General features: G+C 61.9%; 18 protein-coding genes and 1 pseudogene. 10 read left to right on the top strand and 9 right to left on the bottom strand.

Annotated elements, in window-relative coordinates:
• Positions 1–155: 155 nt before the first annotated feature.
• From rpoH to ftsY, 4 genes are all read right to left on the bottom strand, one after another.
• The gene (rpoH, locus tag AB4N42_RS05015; protein ID WP_030137921.1) at positions 156–1010 is read right to left on the bottom strand and encodes an RNA polymerase sigma factor RpoH; all 855 of its coding nucleotides are present in this window, start codon (positions 1008–1010) and stop codon (positions 156–158) included.
• Between the two features lie 112 nt (positions 1011–1122).
• The gene (ftsX, locus tag AB4N42_RS05010) at positions 1123–2145 is read right to left on the bottom strand and encodes a permease-like cell division protein FtsX (RefSeq protein WP_030137922.1); all 1023 of its coding nucleotides are present in this window, start codon (positions 2143–2145) and stop codon (positions 1123–1125) included.
• Positions 2142–2813, bottom strand: a complete 672-nt coding sequence (gene ftsE, locus AB4N42_RS05005; protein WP_030137923.1) for a cell division ATP-binding protein FtsE — start codon at positions 2811–2813, stop codon at positions 2142–2144. Before ftsE ends, ftsX begins: the two co-directional genes overlap by 4 nt.
• Positions 2810–4201, bottom strand: coding sequence for a signal recognition particle-docking protein FtsY (gene ftsY, locus AB4N42_RS05000; protein ID WP_030137924.1), 1392 nt, complete (start codon positions 4199–4201; stop codon positions 2810–2812). Before ftsY ends, ftsE begins: the two co-directional genes overlap by 4 nt.
• Positions 4202–4545: 344 nt before the next feature.
• Between ftsY and AB4N42_RS04995 the strand changes: the two genes are divergently transcribed.
• From AB4N42_RS04995 to AB4N42_RS04980, 4 genes are read left to right on the top strand one after another with little or no spacing between them, the layout of a single operon-like run.
• Positions 4546–5901 carry a M16 family metallopeptidase gene (locus AB4N42_RS04995; protein ID WP_030137925.1) on the top strand — a complete coding sequence of 452 codons (1356 nt, stop codon included), beginning with the start codon at positions 4546–4548 and terminating at the stop codon, positions 5899–5901.
• Complete coding sequence (locus AB4N42_RS04990) at positions 5894–7384, top strand: M16 family metallopeptidase (RefSeq protein WP_460115927.1); 1491 nt, start codon at positions 5894–5896, stop codon at positions 7382–7384. The genes AB4N42_RS04995 and AB4N42_RS04990 overlap by 8 nt, the downstream gene beginning before the upstream one ends.
• Positions 7384–7995 carry a 16S rRNA (guanine(966)-N(2))-methyltransferase RsmD gene (rsmD, locus tag AB4N42_RS04985; RefSeq protein WP_030137927.1) on the top strand — a complete coding sequence of 204 codons (612 nt, stop codon included), beginning with the start codon at positions 7384–7386 and terminating at the stop codon, positions 7993–7995. Before AB4N42_RS04990 ends, rsmD begins: the two co-directional genes overlap by 1 nt.
• Before the next feature lie 31 nt (positions 7996–8026).
• Positions 8027–9025: a hydrolase gene (locus AB4N42_RS04980; protein ID WP_030137928.1), complete on the top strand. Its 999-nt coding sequence runs from the start codon at positions 8027–8029 to the stop codon at positions 9023–9025.
• Between the two features lie 146 nt (positions 9026–9171).
• Here the strand turns inward: AB4N42_RS04980 and AB4N42_RS04975 are convergent, their stop codons facing one another.
• Both AB4N42_RS04975 and AB4N42_RS04970 read right to left on the bottom strand, forming a co-directional pair.
• On the bottom strand, positions 9172–10026 hold the full coding sequence (locus AB4N42_RS04975) for a sulfurtransferase (protein ID WP_030137929.1): 855 nt from the start codon (positions 10024–10026) through the stop codon (positions 9172–9174).
• Between the two features lie 37 nt (positions 10027–10063).
• Positions 10064–10735 (bottom strand): TetR/AcrR family transcriptional regulator, encoded by a 672-nt coding sequence (locus AB4N42_RS04970; protein WP_198796886.1) that lies wholly within the window; start codon positions 10733–10735, stop codon positions 10064–10066.
• A gap of 151 nt (positions 10736–10886) precedes the next feature.
• On the opposite strand from AB4N42_RS04970, the gene AB4N42_RS04965 reads away from it, so the two are divergent.
• The 5 genes and pseudogenes from AB4N42_RS04965 (at position 10887) to AB4N42_RS04945 (ending at position 15611) form a co-directional block, all read left to right on the top strand.
• A complete protein-coding gene (locus AB4N42_RS04965; protein WP_323155194.1) occupies positions 10887–12317 on the top strand; it encodes a coniferyl aldehyde dehydrogenase in 1431 nt (476 codons plus the stop codon).
• A 26-nt stretch (positions 12318–12343) separates the two neighbouring features.
• Positions 12344–12889: a hypothetical protein gene (locus AB4N42_RS04960; protein ID WP_030138371.1), complete on the top strand. Its 546-nt coding sequence runs from the start codon at positions 12344–12346 to the stop codon at positions 12887–12889.
• A gap of 145 nt (positions 12890–13034) precedes the next feature.
• A pseudogene (locus tag AB4N42_RS04955) lies at positions 13035–14631 on the top strand (GMC family oxidoreductase).
• A 115-nt stretch (positions 14632–14746) separates the two neighbouring features.
• Positions 14747–15226 (top strand): pantetheine-phosphate adenylyltransferase, encoded by a 480-nt coding sequence (coaD, locus tag AB4N42_RS04950; RefSeq protein ID WP_007897855.1) that lies wholly within the window; start codon positions 14747–14749, stop codon positions 15224–15226.
• 133 nt (positions 15227–15359) lie between these two features.
• Entirely contained in the window at positions 15360–15611 is a 252-nt protein-coding gene (locus tag AB4N42_RS04945) for a YfhL family 4Fe-4S dicluster ferredoxin (RefSeq protein WP_003206534.1), read from the top strand.
• A 139-nt stretch (positions 15612–15750) separates the two neighbouring features.
• Here AB4N42_RS04945 and AB4N42_RS04940 read toward each other — a convergent pair whose 3' ends face one another.
• From AB4N42_RS04940 to AB4N42_RS04930, 3 genes are read right to left on the bottom strand one after another with little or no spacing between them, the layout of a single operon-like run.
• Positions 15751–16071, bottom strand: coding sequence for a multidrug transporter (locus tag AB4N42_RS04940; protein WP_198796890.1), 321 nt, complete (start codon positions 16069–16071; stop codon positions 15751–15753).
• Between the two features lie 54 nt (positions 16072–16125).
• On the bottom strand, positions 16126–16938 hold the full coding sequence (gene mutM / locus AB4N42_RS04935; RefSeq protein WP_030138374.1) for a bifunctional DNA-formamidopyrimidine glycosylase/DNA-(apurinic or apyrimidinic site) lyase: 813 nt from the start codon (positions 16936–16938) through the stop codon (positions 16126–16128).
• A 30-nt stretch (positions 16939–16968) separates the two neighbouring features.
• A complete protein-coding gene (locus AB4N42_RS04930) occupies positions 16969–17838 on the bottom strand; it encodes an HDOD domain-containing protein (RefSeq protein WP_198796891.1) in 870 nt (289 codons plus the stop codon).
• Between the two features lie 178 nt (positions 17839–18016).
• On the opposite strand from AB4N42_RS04930, the gene AB4N42_RS04925 reads away from it, so the two are divergent.
• The gene (locus AB4N42_RS04925; protein ID WP_030138376.1) at positions 18017–18556 is read left to right on the top strand and encodes a type 1 glutamine amidotransferase domain-containing protein; all 540 of its coding nucleotides are present in this window, start codon (positions 18017–18019) and stop codon (positions 18554–18556) included.
• The last annotated feature ends 83 nt before the right edge of the window (positions 18557–18639 follow it).

The following is an 18639-nucleotide window of genomic DNA, read 5'->3' as shown; positions in this document are numbered from 1 at the left end:
CAATTGAGCACTCAGTAGAGATGTCGACTGACCCACCGCCATCGCGAGCAAGCTCGCTCCCACAAGGGACCCGGGTCGAATCCAACATCGCGCACAATAAAAAACGCCCCGATCATCACTGATCGGGGCGTTTTGTTTGTGGCCTTTATCGCAGGTCAGGCCGCGATCGACACCTTGAGCTTGTTCATCGCGCTCTTTTCAAGCTGGCGAATCCGCTCGGCCGACACGTTGTACTTCTGCGCCAGGTCGTGCAGCGTGGCTTTTTCCTCGGCCAGCCAGCGCTGGTAGAGAATGTCGCGGCTGCGTTCGTCCAGCACTTCCAGGGCTTCGTGCAGGTTGGTGTTGGAGTTGTCGCTCCAGTCGGCGTCTTCCAGTTGACGCGCCGGGTCGTACCGGTGGTCTTCCAGGTAATTGGCCGGCGATTGGAAAGCACTGTCGTCGTCCGCTTCGGCGGCCGGGTCGAAGGCCATGTCATGGCCGGTCAGGCGGCTTTCCATTTCGCGCACTTCACGAGGTTCCACACCTAGACTTTCGGCTACGCGATGGACTTCCTCGTTGCTCAGCCAGGCCAGGCGCTTCTTCTGGCTGCGCAGGTTGAAGAACAGCTTGCGCTGGGCCTTGGTGGTCGCGACTTTCACGATGCGCCAGTTGCGCAGGATGAACTCGTGGATTTCCGCCTTGATCCAGTGCACCGCAAACGACACCAGGCGCACACCCATTTCCGGGTTGAAACGCTTGACCGCCTTCATCAGGCCAACGTTGCCTTCCTGGATCAGGTCGGCCTGGGCCAGCCCGTAGCCGGAATAGCTGCGGGCGATATGTACGACAAAACGCAGGTGGGCGAGCACCATCTGCCGAGCCGCCTCAAGATCCTGCTCATAATAGAGACTCTCGGCCAGTTCACGCTCCTGCTCGGGCGACAGCAATGGAATGCTGTTCACCGTGTGCACATAGGCCTCAAGGTTTGCACCCGGGACTAGAGCATAAGCAGGTTGCAAAGAAGTGGTCATACGAAAAAACCTCCGACTCACATAACTCGTGCAGTTCAGCACTGCGAAAATTGACCGGGAACCGTAGGACAAGTTCCCACAAAAACTGAAAGGTCAATACGCGCAAAAAACACTATTTTGGAGCAAGCTCACGCAGGTGGCGTGCTACCGCAATCCATGCACCGATATAACCCAACAGCACCGCGCCAAGCAAGAGCGACAGACCGTCGGCGACTGGCACACCGGCCAGCGAAAAATCGCTGCCGTACAAACCGGCCAGACCCACTACCGCATCGTTCAGCCAATCCAGGCCGAACGCCAATACGCCCCAGGACAGGATCCCGGCACCGAAGCCATACAGCGCCCCCATATAAAGGAAGGGCCTGCGTACATAACTGTCCGTACCGCCGACGAGTTTAATCACTTCTATCTCGGTGCGGCGGTTTTCAATATGAAGACGAATGGTATTGCCTATCACCAAAAGTAATGCGGAAACCAGCAGCACCGTCAGGCCGAAGACAAACCGGTCGCCGAGCTTGAGTATCGCCGCAAGACGCTCGACCCAGACTAGATCAAGTTGTGCCTGTTGTACCTTCGGCAATTCGGAAAGTCTTTGTCTCAATGCTTCAAGGGTCGGCTTGTCGACCTCGTTCGGGGTCACCAGCACCACGCCCGGCAGCGGGTTTTCCGGCAGTTCCTTGAGGGCTTCGCCCAGGCCGGATTGCTGCTGGAACTCCTCAAGAGCCTGCTCGCGCCCCACGTACTCGGCATCGGCCACGCCCGGCATGGCCTTGATCTGCTCACGCAGCGCCTCGCCTTCGCCCGGCGTCGCATCCAGTTGCAAATAAAGGGAGATCTGCGCCGCACGCTGCCAGGAGCCACCCAGGCGTTCGACATTATTCAGCAGTAATGACAGGCCCATGGGCAAGCTCAAGGCCACTGCCATGACCATGCAGGTAAAGAAACTGCCGATGGGCTGCTTGCCCAGGCGCCGAAGGCTATCGAGCAGGCTGGCGCGATGGCTTTCGATCCAGGCATGTAGCAGCGTGGCGAAATCCGGACCGTCGTCATCGTCGCGTTTCTTTTTCGGCGGCTGCGGATCGGAGGCCTTGGGGGCTACACGCTCGGCCACTTTAGGGCTTCGGGTTGCGCTCATACACCTGCCTCCCCGTCACCGATCAGTCGACCGCGCTGCAAGGTGAGCATGCGATGACGCATGCGTGCGATCAGGGCCAGGTCGTGACTGGCAATCAGTACGCTGGTGCCCAGACGGTTGATGTCTTCGAATACGCCCATGATTTCTGCCGCCAGTCGTGGGTCGAGGTTACCGGTGGGTTCATCCGCCAACAGCAAGGCCGGACGATGGACGATGGCGCGGGCGATACCCACGCGCTGTTGCTGGCCGGTGGACAGGTCGCCCGGATAAAGGTCGGTCTTGTCCGACAACGCTACGCGTTCCAAGGCCGAATCCACGCGTTTGTTGATCTCGGCCTTGGACAACCCAAGGATCTGCAACGGCAGCGCGACGTTGTTGAACACCGTGCGGTCGAACAACAACTGGTGATTCTGGAATACCACGCCGATCTGGCGGCGCAAGAAGGGAATCTGGGCGTTGCTGATGGTGCTCAGGTCCTGGCCAGCCAACAGCAGCTTGCCGGTGGTGGGTCGCTCCATCGCCAGCAGCAGGCGAAGCAAGGTACTTTTACCAGCGCCGGAATGGCCGGTGACAAACAGAAACTCGCCCCGACGGACCCGAAAGCTCAGCTCATGCAAGCCGACGTGACCGTTCGGATAGCGTTTACCGACCTGTTCGAAACGAATCATGAATGCTCCCGCTCGGCAAACAATGCCTGGACAAAAGGCTCGGCTTCAAAGGTGCGCAAATCGTCAATGCCTTCGCCCACGCCGATGTAGCGAATCGGCAGGCCGAACTGCTTGGCCAGGGCGAAAATCACCCCGCCCTTGGCAGTGCCGTCGAGCTTGGTCAGGGCCAACCCCGTCAGTTCGACGGTCTGGTTGAATTGCTTGGCCTGGTTGATGGCGTTCTGGCCGGTACCGGCGTCCAGCACCAGCAGGACCTCGTGAGGCGCATCGGCGTCGAGTTTGCCGATTACCCGGCGGACCTTCTTCAATTCTTCCATCAGGTTGTCTTTGGTGTGCAGGCGACCGGCCGTGTCGGCGATCAGCACATCGATGCCCCGGGCCTTGGCGGCCTGCACGGCGTCGAAGATCACCGAGGCGGAGTCGGCGCCGGTGTGCTGGGCGATCACCGGGATCTTGTTGCGTTCGCCCCACACTTGCAGCTGTTCGACTGCGGCAGCGCGGAAGGTATCGCCGGCGGCGAGCATGACCTTCTTGCCTTCGAGTTGCAGCTTCTTCGCCAGCTTGCCGATGGTGGTGGTCTTGCCGGCACCGTTGACGCCCACGACCAAAATCACGAATGGCTTGTTCTGCGAGGCCACCACCAGGGGTTTTTCCACCGGCTTGAGCAGGTTGGTCAGTTCGCCTTGCAGGGATTTGTACAGTGCATCGGCATCGGTCAGCTGTTTGCGCGCGACCTTCTGGGTCAGGCTCTGGATGATCACGGAAGTGGCCTCGACGCCGACATCGGCGGTCAACAGGCGGGTCTCGATGTCTTCCAGCAATTCATCGTCGATGACTTTCTTGCCCAGGAACAGGCTGGCCATGCCTTCGCCGATGCTGGCGCTGGTCTTGGACAGGCCCTGCTTCAAGCGGGCAAAGAAGCCGACTTTGTTCTCTTCGGCCGGGACCTGGACCTCTACTGGCTCTGGCTCTGGTACAAGATCTGGAACCGGAGGCACGACCACGGCGCTCGGTGTTTCCTCCGGTTGCGTCGGGGCGGGAATTGGCGGGGTGACGTGGGGCGCCTGGGCGTCCTCCACCAGCGCGACCGGCTCTTCCGCCACGGGCAGGGTCAGCCAGGGCGTCTGCCCGGCGGGCGGAGTCAGGGGTTGCTCGAGCACCGGCTCAGCCACTGGCTCGGCTTCAGGCTCGGCCGGCTGCAATACCGGTTCGGCAATCGGCAGGACAATGGGCGCGGCCTCTTCGGCCACCGGCGCTTCGGCGGGCTCTGGCTGCGGTTGTGGCTGTTCGGCAACGGTTTCCTGCGGCTTCTTGCGCAGCCATCCGAACAGGCTTTTCTTCTCGCCAGCCGCAGCTGGGGTCTTCTTGTCGTCGTTGGAACCAAACATGGAGGACGGCTATCTCACGGTAGCGACGCGCCACGAGGGCGCCTCGGTGATAAATATTCGATGCTGAACAGACTGCGTTTCATCCAGCTTGTTCACGCGCAACAGATTGTCGAAATGTCGCCAGGACACCTCTTGGTCGATTTTTTCGAAGGACTGGTACGGCATCATCGGCGAAAACGCGGGGATCCACGAAAAAACCCAACGTTAATGCCCAGAACCCAGACAACCTTGGGCCGATAAAAGACCCGATAGGCGTGGCCGCCAGTAAAACGGACCGTTATCCTAGCACCTCCTCGCCTGCTGCGGCTAAGACCCGGCAGGCAGCCCAACAGGTTTAAACACGAATGAATGCTCTTGCCCGCTGCGCCGCTGGCCTGCTGCTCGGCACGGTCTGCCTGCCTTTTTCAGCCCTTGCTGCCGATCCACAACCCACCCACGAATTTACCCTCGACAACGGCCTGAAGGTCGTCGTTCGCGAAGACCATCGCGCGCCGGTGGTGGTATCCCAGGTCTGGTACAAGGTCGGTTCCAGCTACGAAACACCGGGCCAGACCGGTTTGTCCCATGCCCTGGAACACATGATGTTCAAGGGCAGCGAGAAAGTCGGCCCCGGCGAGGCGTCGCTGATCCTGCGCGACCTCGGTGCCGAAGAAAATGCCTTCACCAGCGACGATTTCACCGCCTACTACCAAGTGCTGGCGCGCGATCGCCTGGGCGTGGCCTTCGAACTGGAAGCCGACCGCATGGCCAGCCTGCGCCTGCCGCCAGAAGAGTTCAGCCGCGAGATCGAAGTCATCAAGGAAGAGCGCCGCATGCGCACCGATGACAAGCCGATGTCCAAGGCCTTCGAACGCTTCAAGGCCATGGCGTACCCGGCCAGCGGCTACCACACGCCGACGATCGGCTGGATGGCCGACCTGGATCGGATGACTGTCGAGGAGCTGCGCCACTGGTACGAGTCCTGGTACACCCCGAACAACGCCACGCTGGTGGTGGTCGGCGACGTGACGCCAGACGAGGTCAAATCCCTGGCCCAGCGTTATTTCGGTCCGATTGCCCGGCGCCCGGTGCCGGTCGCGAAAATCCCGCTGGAGCTGGCCGAACCCGGCGAACGCCAGATTACCCTGCATGTGCAGACCCAACTGCCCAGCGTGATGCTGGCCTTCAATGTGCCAAGCATCGCCACCGCGACGGACAAGGCGTCGGTCAACGCGCTGCGGCTGATCTCGGCCCTGCTGGATGGCGGCTACAGCGGCCGGATCCCGACCCAGCTGGAGCGCGGCGAAGAGTTGGTGTCCGGCGGCTCGTCGAACTACGACGCCTTTACCCGCGGCGACACGCTGTTCACCTTGTCGGCAACGCCCAACACGCAGAAAAACAAGACCCTCGCCCAGGCCGAAGCGGGCTTGTGGCGCTTGCTTGAACAGCTGAAAACCACCGCACCGACCGCCGAGGAGCTGGAACGCGTCCGCGCCCAGGTCATCGCAGGCCTGGTGTATGAGCGCGACTCGATCACCAGCCAGGCCACCGCCATCGGCCAGCTGGAAACCGTCGGCTTGTCCTGGAAACTGATGGACAGCGAACTCGCCGAACTGCAAAGCGTGACCCCGCAGGATATCCAGAAGGCAGCCCAGCTGTATTTCACCCGCTCGCGCCTGAGCGTTGCGCACGTCCTGCCCGAGGAGAAAGCTCATGAGTGAGCGCAAATCATCGCGCCTGGTGCTGATCGGCCTGGTCTTGATCGCCCTGGTCGGCGCCCTGGCCTTTTACCTGACACCTTCAAGCGCCCCCAAGGCCAGCCAGGCATTGGACAAAGCCAAGTCCAGCAGCAAACTGCAATCCCTGGCCGAACTGAACGACAAGGCGCCCAGTCGGCGCCAGCTAGACGTGCAGACCTGGAAAACCGCCGACGGCGCCAAGGTGCTGTTCGTCGAAGCCCGCGAGCTGCCGATGTTCGACCTGCGCCTGACCTTCGCCGTCGGCAGCAGCCAGGACGGCGACGCCCCCGGCCTCGCCCTGCTGACCAACGCCATGCTCAACGAAGGCGTAGCCGGCAAGGACGTCAGCGCGATTGCCCAAGGCTTCGAAAGCCTCGGCGCGGACTTCGGCAACGGCGCCTACCGTGACATGGCCGTGGCTTCCCTGCGCAGCCTCAGCGCAGCGGACAAGCGAGAGCCGGCGTTGAAGTTGTTCGCCGAAGTGGTCGGCAAACCGACCTTCCCCGCCGACTCCTTCGCCCGGATCAAGAACCAGATGCTCGACGGCTTCGAGTACCAGAAGCAGAATCCCGGCAAATTGGCGGGCCTGGAGCTGATGAAGCGCCTGTACGGCGAGCATCCGTATGCCCATTCCAGCGATGGCACCGCCGACAGCATTCCGCCGATCACCCTGGCCCAGGCCCGGGCCTTCCATGCCAAGGCCTATGCCGCCGGTAACGCGGTGATTGCGCTGGTGGGGGATTTGTCCCGCGCCGAGGCTGAAGCGGTTGCCAGCCAAGTCTCCGCCGCGCTGCCCAAAGGCCCGGCCCTGGCGAAAACCCCCGCACCGGCGGAGCCGAAGGCGAGCATCGGCCATATCGAATTCCCGTCCAAGCAGACCAACCTGATGCTCGCGCAACTGGGCATCGACCGCGACGACCCGGATTACGCGGCCGTTACCCTCGGCAACCAGATCCTCGGTGGCGGTGGTTTCGGTACGCGATTGATGACGGAAGTGCGCGAGAAGCGCGGCCTGACCTATGGCGTCTACTCCGGCTTCACGGCGATGCAAGCCCGTGGCCCGTTCATGATCAACCTGCAAACCCGCGCGGAGATGAGCGAGGGCACTTTGAAGCTGGTTCAGGACGTGTTCGCCGATTACCTCAAGAATGGCCCGATCCAGAAGGAACTCGAAGACGCCAAGCGCGAACTGGCCGGCAGCTTCCCACTGTCCACCGCCAGCAATGCCGACATCGTCGGCCAGCTCGGCGCCATGGGTTTCTATGACTTGCCGCTGAGCTACCTGGAAGACTTCATGCGTCAAACCCAGGAACTGACGGTTGAGCAGGTGAAGACCGCACTGAACAAACATCTGAGCACCGACAAGATGGTCATCGTCACCGCTGGCCCGAGCGTGCCGCAAAAGCCGTTGCCGGCCCCCACTGACAAACCTGCCGAGCAGCCGCTCGGGGTCCCGGAGCATTAATGGCCCGCCCATCCAATCCCAGCAAGAAACCCGCGCACAACGGCGTGAACCAGTTGCGCATCATCGGCGGCGAATGGCGCAGCAGGCGCCTGAGCTTCCCCGATGCCCCTGGCCTGCGGCCGACCCCGGACCGGGTGCGCGAAACCCTGTTCAACTGGCTCGCCCCTTACGTGGCGGGCGCCAAGGTCCTCGATCCGTTTGCCGGCAGCGGCGCGCTGTTTCTCGAGGCGCTGTCCCGTGGCGCCGCCATGGGCCAGGCGCTGGACGCCAGCAACGTGGCGGTTTCCAGCCTGAAGGAACACCTGGGGACCCTGCGTTGCACCGTTGGCCAGGTGCAAACCGCCGATGCGTTGCGCTACCTCGACAGCCAACCGGCGACGGCCTTCGACCTGGTGTTTCTCGACCCGCCTTTCAACCAGAACCTGTTGCCGGCGGTCTGCGCCTTGCTCGAGGAACGTCAGTGGCTGGCCGAGGATGCCTGGGTCTACACTGAAAGCGAAACCGCCCCGTCCACCCTGGGCTTGCCGGGCAACTGGCGCTTGCACCGCGAGCAGAAATCCGGACGGGTGTATTACGCCTTGTGGCAGCGTCTGACAAAGGACATTGGCTGAACGGCTGACCAGTGCATCGAGAATAATAATGATGTCCGCCGCATCCGAACGTTTCGCCCCGGCTCCGGGGCTCGGCAATCCACACCTGCAAACCTTGTGGGGCCCCTTGTGGCGCAAGACCACGCACATCGCTCGTCAACGCGAGCGCTTGTGGCTCGAGGATGGCGATTTCCTCGATCTCGACTGGTACGGCCCCCACAGCGCCGAAGCGCCATTGGTACTGGTGCTTCATGGGTTGACGGGCTCTTCCAACTCCCCTTACGTGGCCGGTTTGCAGCAGGCTCTCGATCGCCAGGGCTGGGCCAGTGCAGCCTTGAACTGGCGCGGTTGCTCGGGCGAGCCGAACCTGTTGCCCCGCAGCTATCACTCTGGCGTCAGCGAAGATTTGGCAGCCGCCCTTGCTCATCTACGAGCCCGGCGACCCTTGGCGCCATTGTTTGCAGTGGGTTATTCACTGGGCGGCAATGTGTTGCTCAAGCACTTGGGGGAAACCGGCAGCAACAGCCAGTTGCAAGGCGCGGTGGCGGTCTCGGTGCCGTTTCGCCTCGACCAGTGCGCCGATCGCATCGGCCAGGGATTTTCCAAGTTCTACCAGGCGCACTTCATGCGGCAACTGGTGGCCTATGTGCGCAACAAGCAACGCCAGTTCCTGCACGACGGACGTCATGAGGGCCTGGCAACCCTGGCGGCGCTTGGCCCGCTGGAGAACATGCGCACCTTCTGGGATTTCGATGGCCGGGTAACGGCGCCGCTGCATGGGTTTTCCGACGCAGCGGATTATTACCGTCGTGCCTCCAGCCGTTACTTCCTGGCGGATATCAGCACGCCGACCCTGGTCATCCAGGCCGCCGACGATCCGTTCGTGTTCCCCCACAGCCTGCCCGAACCCGGCGAGTTATCAACCTCGACCCAATTCGAGCTGCACGCCAGGGGTGGGCATGTGGGGTTTGTCGATGGAACCTTGCGGTGTCCAGGGTATTACCTGGAACGGCGCATTCCGGATTGGCTGGCCAGCCTGGGTCGCGGGTGACTAAGACACGAATCTGCCCAAAGCCCATGTGGGAGCGAGCTTGCTCGCGATAGCGGTGGTCAGCCGCATTGAATTTGACTGACGCACCGTCATCGCGAGCAAGCTCGCTCCCACATTGACCCTCCCACATTGCCCCTGAGCAGCTGTTACTCGCCCTTCGCCACACCGCGCTGAGGATCATTGATCCACTCACTCCACGAGCCAGCGTACAGCCGCCCCAAGGGATACCCGGCCAGGCTCAAGGCAAACAGGTTATGGCACGCCGTCACGCCAGAGCCGCAGTAGGCCACCAGCCCAGTCGGCGAGCGATCGCCCAGTTTTTCGGCGAAGCGCTGCTTGAGCTGGTCGGCCGGCAGGAACCGGCCATCCGCGCCGAGGTTATCGGTGAAGGCCGCGCATTGCGCTCCCGGGATGTGTCCGGCCACCGGGTCGATCGGCTCGACTTCGCCCTTGAAGCGCGGCAGCGCTCGTGCGTCCAGCAAGGTCATGTCCGGCTGGCCAAGGCGTTGCTGCAGCGTGTCGGCATCGACCAGCAAATCCGCATCCGGCGAACCACTGAAGGTCCCGGCCGACGTGGCAGGCGGATCCAGGCTCAGGGGCAAGCCGGCCGCGTGCCAGGCCTTGAGCCCTCCGTCGAGGAGATACACGCCGTCCCGCTTGCCCAGCCAGGCCAGCAGCCACCAGGCCCGGGCGGCATAGGCACCGGGGCCATCGTCATACAGCACGATGTCGCTGTCGTTGTTGATGCCCCAGCTCTGGAGGCGCGCGATCAAGGCGCCAGGACCGGGCAAAGGGTGGCGCCCGGTCACACCCTTTAGAACCGGCCCGCTCAAATCCCGCTCCAGGTCCGCGAACGACGCACCGGCGATATGGCCCTCGGCGTAACTGCGCTGGCCATAGTCCGGATCATCCAGGGCAAAACGACAATCAAGGATGACCAACCCGGGTTGCGACCGCCTCTCTTCAAGGGCCTGGGGGCTGATAAGTTGCGCGATGGGCATGGTGAGCTCCTGAGATTGAAACAAGGGAGGGCCGAACCTACTGCCCCTCCTCAAGGGTCTGGGCCAGCGGGACGTAAAACTCTTTGAACAGATCATCCACCGCTTCACGGGCTCCGTCGGTCACAAAACCCGCCTCCAGCACCAGCACTTGATAGACACCGCGCTTGATCGCCTGCTCGCTCAGATGGCTGGAGTTTTCCCGGGTCGTGCAGAGGAAACGTACCCACGAGGTGAGGATAATCCAGGCATTGAGGGTCAGGGATTCGATCTGCACCCGGTCCATCTTCAGGATGCCGGCAGCGACGAAGCCTTCGTAGATCGCGGTGCCATGGATCAGGCAGCGCTGGGAGAACCGTCGATAGCGAGCCGCCAGCTCCGCGTCGCTGTCGAGCAGATGCTCCAGGTCCCGATGCAGGAAGCGGTAGCGCCACATCGCTGACAGCAGTTCTTGCAGATAGAAACGCTTGTCGTCCACCGTGGCCGCGCGGCCCTGGGGCGGACGCAGGAAGCTGTCCACCAGGTTTTCGTATTCGCTGAACAGCACGGCGATGATCGCCTGCTTGTTGGGGAAATGGTAATAGAGGTTGCCCGGGGACATGTCCATGTGGGCAGCAATGTGATTGGTGCTGACACTGCGCTCGCCCTGCCGATTGAACAACTCCAGGCTGTTCTGCACGATGCGCTCGCTGGTTTTTATTCGTGGGGCCATGGCTTGGGCTTTAATTCAAAAGTCAGTGGGAGGCATCTTACGACCTATCGGTCACGGGATAAAACCCAAGCAATTTTACAGGTCCTCATTTGACTTTCTAGAGCATTAGCTCTAGAAAGCACCGACTCCAATAATAAATCCGGTGCCCACCATGCCCGCCGACGTTGCTTACCTGCACGAGTCCCAACAGCAACTGGAAGAGCTCCGAGCATTGTTCGATGCCCAGCGCCTGGCCTACACAGCCCATCCGATGCCACCGGCTGAACAGCGCCTGCAATGGCTCAAGGCATTGCGCGAACTGTTGAGCAATGAACGGCAGGCGTTGATCAATGCGATCAGCCAGGACTTCAGCCACCGCAGTCCAGACGAAACGCTACTCGCCGAGCTGATGCCGAGCCTGCATGGCATCCATTACGCCAGCCGGCACCTGAAGGGCTGGATGAAACCCTCCCGACGCAAGGTCGGCGTGGCGTTCCAGCCGGCGTCGGCCAAGGTCGTCTACCAGCCGCTGGGCGTTGTCGGAGTCATCGTGCCTTGGAACTATCCACTGTTCCTGGCCATCGGGCCGTTGGTGGGGGCGCTGTCGGCGGGCAACCGAGTGATGCTCAAGCTCAGCGAATCGACGCCAGCCACCGGCTTGCTGCTCAAGCAATTGCTGGCGCGGGTCTTTCCCCAGGACCTGGTGTGCGTCGTGCTGGGCGAAGCAGACGTTGGCGTCGCGTTCTCCCGGCTGCCCTTCGACCACCTGTTGTTTACCGGTGCCACCAGCATCGGCAAGCATGTGATGCGTGCCGCCGCCGAGAACCTCACCCCCGTTACCCTTGAGCTGGGTGGCAAGTCTCCCGCCATCGTGTCCGAGGATGTCCCACTCAAGGACGCCGCCGAGCGCATCGCCTTCGGCAAGACCCTCAATGCCGGACAGACCTGCGTCGCGCCCGACTACGTGCTGGTGCCGCAGAACCGCGTCGGGGCGTTCGTCGAGGCGTATCGTGAGGCGGTTCGCGGCTTTTACCCGACGCTGGCTGACAACCCGGACTACACCGCAATCATCAATGAGCGACAGCTGGCACGGCTCAACGGCTACATCAGTGATGCCACCAGTAAAGGCGCCTTGCTGATCGAGCTGTTCGACCAGGGCCAGGGACGACGCATGGCCCACAGTCTGCTGCTCAACGTCACGGATGACATGACCGTCATGCAGGACGAGATCTTCGGCCCGCTGCTGCCGATCGTGCCTTATGCAGATTTGAACCAGGCGTTTGCCTACATCAATCAGCGACCTCGCCCGCTGGCGCTCTACTATTTCGGCTACAACAAGGCCGAGCAAAATCGCGTACTGACCGAAACCCATTCCGGCGGCGTCTGCCTGAACGACACCCTGTTGCACGTGGCCCAGGACGACATGCCGTTCGGCGGCATTGGTGCCTCAGGGATGGGGCACTATCACGGACACGAGGGTTTCCTGACCTTCAGCAAGGCCAAGGGCGTGCTGGTGAAGCAGCGATTCAACGCCGCGAAACTGATCTATCCGCCCTATGGCAAGCCTTTGCAGAAATTGATCCAGAAGCTGTTCATCCGCTGACAGTGCTTCCCAGGGGAATAACAATAATGAACCCGAGCCTGACCGATACGCCCACCCTGTCGCGGCGGGGCTTGCTGCACTTGAGCCTCGGCGCCGGCGCGTTTCTCGCCACGGTCGGATTGGGAGCCACGTTGAGCGGTTGCTCCACCAGCCAGCCGGCCAGCGGCCTAGTAGCATTGCGTGACAGTGACCTGCCATTTTTGCGTGCGGTCATTGCGGTGATGCTGAACGGCGCCGTGACGGCGCAAACGCTCGACGCCGCCACCAACGCCACGTTGCAGAGCCTGGATCGCGGCCTGGCGCATCTGTCCCCGTCCATGCTCAAGCTCACACGCCAGCTCTTCGATGTGCTCACGCTGGGTATCACTCGCGGGCCACTGACCGGGATCTGGGGTGCGTGGGAAAACGCCAGCACCGAGAACATCCAAGCGTTTCTGGCACGGTGGGAAAACAGCTCGCTGAGTTTGTTGCGCCAAGGCCACGGATCGTTGCTGCAAATGGTGATGATGGCTTGGTACAGCTGCCCCGAATCCTGGGGCCATTGCGGATACCCAGGGCCGCCAGTGGTTTGAAGCAAGATCCAATCCCTGTGGGAGCGGGCTTGCCCGCGAATGCAGTTATACATTCTCCCCTGTGCAAGCTGATCCACCGCCTTCGCGAGCAAGCCCGCTCCCACAAGAGCCTGTCGCAACCTACTCACAACAAGAGGCCCCGAACATGCCCGTACCCGACCCGTTCCGCGAAGGCCTCGCCCGTGGCTGGACCACCTACAACGGCGCGCAACTGGCCGAGGACCTGACGCTGGAAGCCGATGTGGCGATCATCGGCAGCGGCGGCCGGCGGTGGTACCACGGCGGAGATTCTCAGCGCCGCCGGCTACAAGGTGCTGCTGATCGAGGAAGGCCCGCTCAAGACCAGCCATGACTTCACGCTGCGCGAGGACCAGGCCTATACCAGCCTGTACCAGGAGGGCCTCGGGCGCATGAGCAAGGACGGCGCCATTACCATTCTCCAGGGGCGGGCGGTGGGCGGCACGACCTTGATCAACTGGACATCGAGCTTTCGCACGCCTACGCAAACCCTTGAGCACTGGGCCGCCGAGCACAACGTCAAAGGTCACAGTGCCGCCGAAATGGCGCCTTGGTTCGAACGCATGGAGCAGCGCCTCGGTGTAGCGCCCTGGCTGATACCACCCAACGCCAACAACGACGTGATTCGCAAGGGCTGCGAGCAACTGGGCTACAGCTGGCACGTCATCCCGCGCAACGTGCGCGGTTGCTGGAACCTGGGTTATTGCGGCATGGGCTGCCCGACCAACGCCAAGCAGTCGATGCTCGTCACCACGATACCTGCCACGCTGGACAAGGGTGGCGCGCTGCTTTACCTGGCGCGAGCCGAGCGTCTGACGATCAAGAACGACACCGTCGACGGCCTCGAATGCCAAGCCATGGACGAGCGTTGCGTGGCGCCGACCGGGCGACGCATCACCGTCAAGGCGCGGCATTACGTGCTTGCCGGTGGCGGCATCAACAGTCCCGCCCTGTTGCTGCGCTCCGATGCGCCAGACCCTCACGAGCGCCTGGGCAAGCGTACGTTCCTGCATTTGGTGAACATGTCGGCCGGCCAGTTCGATGAAGTCATCAATCCGTTCTACGGCGCGCCGCAATCGATCTACTCGGATCACTTCCAATGGCAGGACGGTATCACCGGAAAAATGTCCTACAAGCTTGAGGTGCCGCCCTTGCATCCCGCATTGGCCGCCACGCTGCTGGGAGGCTTCGGCGAGGAAAATGCCAGGCACATGGCGCACCTGCCCCATACCCACGCCATGCTGGCGTTGTTGCGTGATGGCTTTCACCCCGACAGCCCCGGCGGTACCGTCGAGTTACGCAGCGACGGCACGCCGGTGCTCGACTATCAGGTTTCGCCCTATGCGTGGGACGGTCTGCGCCGAGCGTTCCACAGCATGGCCGAGATTCAGTTTGCCGGCGGGGCCAGGGCGGTCATGCCGATGCACAGCGATGCCCATTATGTGAAAACCCTGGCAGAGGCACGGGTGATGATCGACGGGCTCGACCTCGCCCTCTACCGCACGCGCCTGGGCAGCGCCCATGTCATGGGCGGCTGTGCCATGGGCGAAGATCCAGGCTCAGCCGTGGCCGACAGCCTTGGCCGCCACCACCAATTGGGCAACCTGTCGATCCACGATGGCTCGCTGTTCCCCACCAGCATCGGCGCCAACCCACAGTTGTCGGTGTATGGGCTGACGGCGAAACTGGCGTCGAATCTGGCCGAACGCCTGAAAAATTCATGAAAATATGCACCATTCGCAGCGTCTATAGTTCTTTTCTACGCAACAGCCGACTTGGCCGACCGAGAAGGCTGCGATACCATCCGACTCCCCAACGCACTCCCGCCAGGACGACGCGATGAACCGAGTGTTGTACCCAGGTACCTTCGACCCTATTACCAAGGGCCATGGCGATCTGGTCGAACGCGCCTCGCGCCTGTTCGACCATGTGATCATCGCCGTCGCCGCCAGCCCGAAGAAAAACCCGCTGTTCCCGCTGGAACAACGTGTGGAACTGGCCCGTGAGGTCACCAAGCACCTGCCCAACGTGGAGGTGGTCGGCTTCTCGACGCTGCTGGCGCACTTCGCCAAGGAAAAGAACGCCAACGTGTTCCTGCGCGGCCTGCGCGCGGTCTCGGACTTCGAATACGAATTCCAGCTGGCGAACATGAACCGGCAACTGGCACCGGACGTCGAAAGCCTGTTCCTGACGCCGTCGGAACGCTATTCCTTCATTTCCTCGACCCTGGTTCGGGAAATCGCAGCGTTGGGTGGCGACATCACCAAGTTTGTCCATCCGGCCGTGGCCGACGCGCTGACCCTGCGTTTCAAGAAATAACCTGCCGGTGCTGCGAGTCGCCTCGCAGCACAGCGCAGTCCATCGCGCCCGCGTGCACTGCGCTCGCCAATGCGGCACAATTGCGCCCATACGTTTTCAGATGCCCGGGCCCAATGCCCCGGCAGGAGCCTGCATGTCCCTGATCATCACCGACGACTGCATCAATTGCGACGTCTGCGAACCCGAATGCCCGAACGAAGCCATTTCCCAAGGCGAAGAGATCTACGTCATCGACCCGAACCTGTGCACCCAATGCGTCGGCCATTACGACGAACCCCAGTGCCAGCAAGTCTGCCCGGTGGATTGCATCCCGTTGGACGAAGCGCACCCGGAGACTGAAGAACAGTTGATGGCGAAGTATCGCAAGATTACTGGCAAGGCTTGAATTTTCAGGGGCCCTACTGGCCTCATCGCGAGCAAGCTCGCCCCCACAGGGATTGCTCTGCTTACATTATTGGCGGCTGACGCAAACTACTTGTGGGAGCGAGCTTGCTCGCGATGAGGGCGTCAGCCGCGCCCAATGCTCAATCCTGCCGCTCAAACCCCTCCCCGATACACCCCAGGCAACGCACGAAGGTAGCCTTCGCCGGATCCACCACCAGCGCCTTCCCCGCATCGCCAACCCCACCGCCCAGCGCGGTAAAGGGCAACGACACGACAAACGCCCCGGCGCCAATCACGGTGGCAGCCAGCAGCAACGGCCGTGCAATCAGCAAATCGCCGATCATGGCGTAGGCCGGCGGATTCTGGATGGTGTAGCGCGGGTCACCGCTCTCGGTGTTCGCAAAGGCAGGCAAACTGGCACCCAACGAGAGCGCCAGAACGATAGGTCGAAGCAGATTCATGAGGCCATCCTTCGGCTAAGCAGTCTGATAACTGACTATAGACCGTAGGACAAATCATCTCTGGCAGCGTGGACACCAGACGCTGGCGCGCTGGCCCAGGCGGATTTCCCGCAGCCCCGTGCCACAGGCTTTGCACAACTCCCCGCCCCGACCGTAGACGAACAGTTCCTGCTGGAAATAGCCCGGCTGGCCATCCCCGCCGATGAAGTCCCGTAGCGTGGTGCCGCCGCGCTCGATGGCATGGGCAAGGATGCGCTTGATCTCGATCGCCAGTTTCAAATAGCGCGCCCGCGAGATGCCTCCCGCTTCACGCCGCGGGTCGATCCCGGCGGCAAACAGCGCTTCGGTCGCGTAGATATTGCCCACGCCCACCACCACCGCGTTGTCCATGATGAACGGCTTGACCGCCATCGAACGCCCGCGCGACAGCTGGAAAAGCCGTTCGCCATCGAACAGGTCGGTCAAGGGCTCGGGGCCGAGGCGAATCAACAGCTCATGATTGAGCGGATCCAGGCTCCAGAGCATCGCGCCGAAACGGCGAGGATCGGTGTAGCGCAAGGCCAGGCCGGACTCCAACTCGATGTCGACATGCTCATGCTTGGCGGCTGGCATGCCGATTTCAACCAGGCGCAAGTTGCCGGACATACCCAGGTGGCTGATCAACGTGCCGACCTCGGCGTTGATCAACAGGTACTTGGCACGGCGCTCCACCTGCACGATGCGCTGGCCCGAGAGCCGCACGTCGAGATCCTCCGGGATCGGCCAGCGCAGGCGGCGGTCACGGACCACCACACGACTGACCCGTTGGCCTTCAAGATGGGGCGCGATGCCTCGACGGGTGGTTTCGACTTCCGGCAGTTCTGGCATGGGGTTCTCGAATCAGGCGAACAGTGGCACTCAACGAGTGGCCAGGTCGCGAATTTCCTGTTTCTGGGTCTGGAAGTCATATTCCGACAACCCGATGTAATCGAGCACCAGCGGCCCGACGCTGTCCCACTCGTGATCGTCGGCCTGATTGCCCAGCACACGATGGGAGGCGCAAATGTTCTCCGACATCTTGAGGATCGCCAGCAGGTTCTTCAGCGGGCTGTTATTGCGCGACGTTTCGTCACTGAAGATCGCCAGGGCGTTGTGGTGATTGGCGATGGCCTGGCTGACGTGATCCGGCAGGCGCCAGGATTTGGATGTGTAATAACCGACCACCGCATGGTTGGTGTTGAACACGCGGTTCTCGGTGTCGACCACCCGGCACTCGGCGCTGGCATTGGCGTAGGCCTCCTCCAACACGCTCATGTAAGTGGGGAATTGCTTGAGCATCAGCGGTATGCCGCAATCATGGAACAAGCCCAGGGCATAGGCTTCGTCACCGTTCTGCAGGCCGACGCGCTTGGCGAGGGTCAGGCAGGTCATCGCCACATCCTGGGCGGTATCCCAGAAACGATTCAAGGTGACGATCGTGTCATCGTGCAATTCGCCCTTGATGGACTGCGCATTGATCAGGTTGATGATCGAACGGCTGCCCAGCAGGTTCACCGCGCGCTGGATCGAGGTGATCTTGTTGCTCAGGCCGTAATACGGCGAATTGACGATCTTGAGCAACGCGCCCGAGAGCCCCGGGTCCTGGGAAATCAGCTTGGCGATGGTCTCCAGGTCCGGGTCGGGCATGTACTGCTCCATCTGCAAATCCACCATGATTTGCGGCTGGGGCGGGACACTGATGCCTTGCAGGGACTGTTGGATCTGTTCGGCGGAAAGCTCTTTGGACATGGGTACGCACTCTGGGCCAGGCGGGGATTCTAACGCTTAAAGCGCAATCCGATACACCGCCGGGTAGTTCGGCGGAACTTTCATTAAAGCCTCGGCTTCGGATTTTGTAGAGCCGACAGCCAAGCCTGCATACAGGCTTAGGTCGGCAGCCTACCTACTCAGCTTGAGGAGATTTTTCATGCCTGGCTCCCTGAATGACAAACGCGTGGCCATCCTGGTGACAAACGGTTTCGAACAGGCCGAACTGACCGGCCCCAAGCAGGCGCTGGAGCAGGCCGGGGCCAAGGTGGAGATCGTCTCGGCCAGCGAAGGCCAGGTCAAAGGCTGGAACCATGACAAACCGGCCGACGACTTCAAGGTCGACCTGACCTTCAAGGCCGCCAACATCGACCAATACGATGCCGTGGTGCTGCCCGGCGGCGTGCAGAACTCCGACACCATCCGCATCGACACCGACGCCCAGAACCTGGTCAAGGGCTTCGACGCGGCGGGCAAACCCATCGCGGTAATCTGCCACGGCGGCTGGTTGCTGGTGTCGAGCGGATTGGTCAAGGGCAAGACCATGACCAGCTACAAAACCCTCAAGGACGACCTGGTCAACGCCGGCGCGAATTGGGTCGACCAGGAAGTGGTCAAGGACGGAACCTGGATCAGCAGCCGTCAACCCGACGACATTCCGGCGTTCAATCGCGAGCTGATCAGCGCATTGTCCGCGTGACCCATGGTGGCGAGGCGAGCAAAGCTCCCTCGCCGCATGTCCACCACAGGCCCCGCGATGGTTGCAACACGGTATACTCCCGC

The sequence above is a fragment of the Pseudomonas sp. H2_D02 genome (assembly GCF_054677635.1).
Note: the sequence above shows the minus strand (reverse complement) of the source record. Positions and strands in the feature narration are given on the sequence as shown.

Excerpts from the sequence above, each read along its gene's own strand:
- AB4N42_RS04975 (WP_030137929.1), bottom strand. The coding sequence starts at position 10,026 with ATGCCCATCGCGCAACTTATCAGCCCCCAGGCCCTTGAAGAGAGGCGG.
- AB4N42_RS04960 (WP_030138371.1), top strand. The coding sequence starts at position 12,344 with ATGAACCCGAGCCTGACCGATACGCCCACCCTGTCGCGGCGGGGCTTG.
- ftsY (WP_030137924.1), bottom strand. The coding sequence starts at position 4,201 with ATGTTTGGTTCCAACGACGACAAGAAGACCCCAGCTGCGGCTGGCGAG.
- AB4N42_RS04940 (WP_198796890.1), bottom strand. The coding sequence starts at position 16,071 with ATGAATCTGCTTCGACCTATCGTTCTGGCGCTCTCGTTGGGTGCCAGT.
- AB4N42_RS04995 (WP_030137925.1), top strand. The coding sequence starts at position 4,546 with ATGAATGCTCTTGCCCGCTGCGCCGCTGGCCTGCTGCTCGGCACGGTC.
- AB4N42_RS04925 (WP_030138376.1), top strand. The coding sequence starts at position 18,017 with ATGCCTGGCTCCCTGAATGACAAACGCGTGGCCATCCTGGTGACAAAC.
- AB4N42_RS04965 (WP_323155194.1), top strand. The coding sequence starts at position 10,887 with ATGCCCGCCGACGTTGCTTACCTGCACGAGTCCCAACAGCAACTGGAA.
- rpoH (WP_030137921.1), bottom strand. The coding sequence starts at position 1,010 with ATGACCACTTCTTTGCAACCTGCTTATGCTCTAGTCCCGGGTGCAAAC.
- AB4N42_RS04930 (WP_198796891.1), bottom strand. The coding sequence starts at position 17,838 with ATGTCCAAAGAGCTTTCCGCCGAACAGATCCAACAGTCCCTGCAAGGC.
- AB4N42_RS04970 (WP_198796886.1), bottom strand. The coding sequence starts at position 10,735 with ATGGCCCCACGAATAAAAACCAGCGAGCGCATCGTGCAGAACAGCCTG.
- mutM (WP_030138374.1), bottom strand. The coding sequence starts at position 16,938 with ATGCCAGAACTGCCGGAAGTCGAAACCACCCGTCGAGGCATCGCGCCC.
- AB4N42_RS04990 (WP_460115927.1), top strand. The coding sequence starts at position 5,894 with ATGAGTGAGCGCAAATCATCGCGCCTGGTGCTGATCGGCCTGGTCTTG.
- ftsE (WP_030137923.1), bottom strand. The coding sequence starts at position 2,813 with ATGATTCGTTTCGAACAGGTCGGTAAACGCTATCCGAACGGTCACGTC.
- ftsX (WP_030137922.1), bottom strand. The coding sequence starts at position 2,145 with ATGAGCGCAACCCGAAGCCCTAAAGTGGCCGAGCGTGTAGCCCCCAAG.
- AB4N42_RS04945 (WP_003206534.1), top strand. The coding sequence starts at position 15,360 with ATGTCCCTGATCATCACCGACGACTGCATCAATTGCGACGTCTGCGAA.
- rsmD (WP_030137927.1), top strand. The coding sequence starts at position 7,384 with ATGGCCCGCCCATCCAATCCCAGCAAGAAACCCGCGCACAACGGCGTG.
- AB4N42_RS04980 (WP_030137928.1), top strand. The coding sequence starts at position 8,027 with ATGTCCGCCGCATCCGAACGTTTCGCCCCGGCTCCGGGGCTCGGCAAT.
- coaD (WP_007897855.1), top strand. The coding sequence starts at position 14,747 with ATGAACCGAGTGTTGTACCCAGGTACCTTCGACCCTATTACCAAGGGC.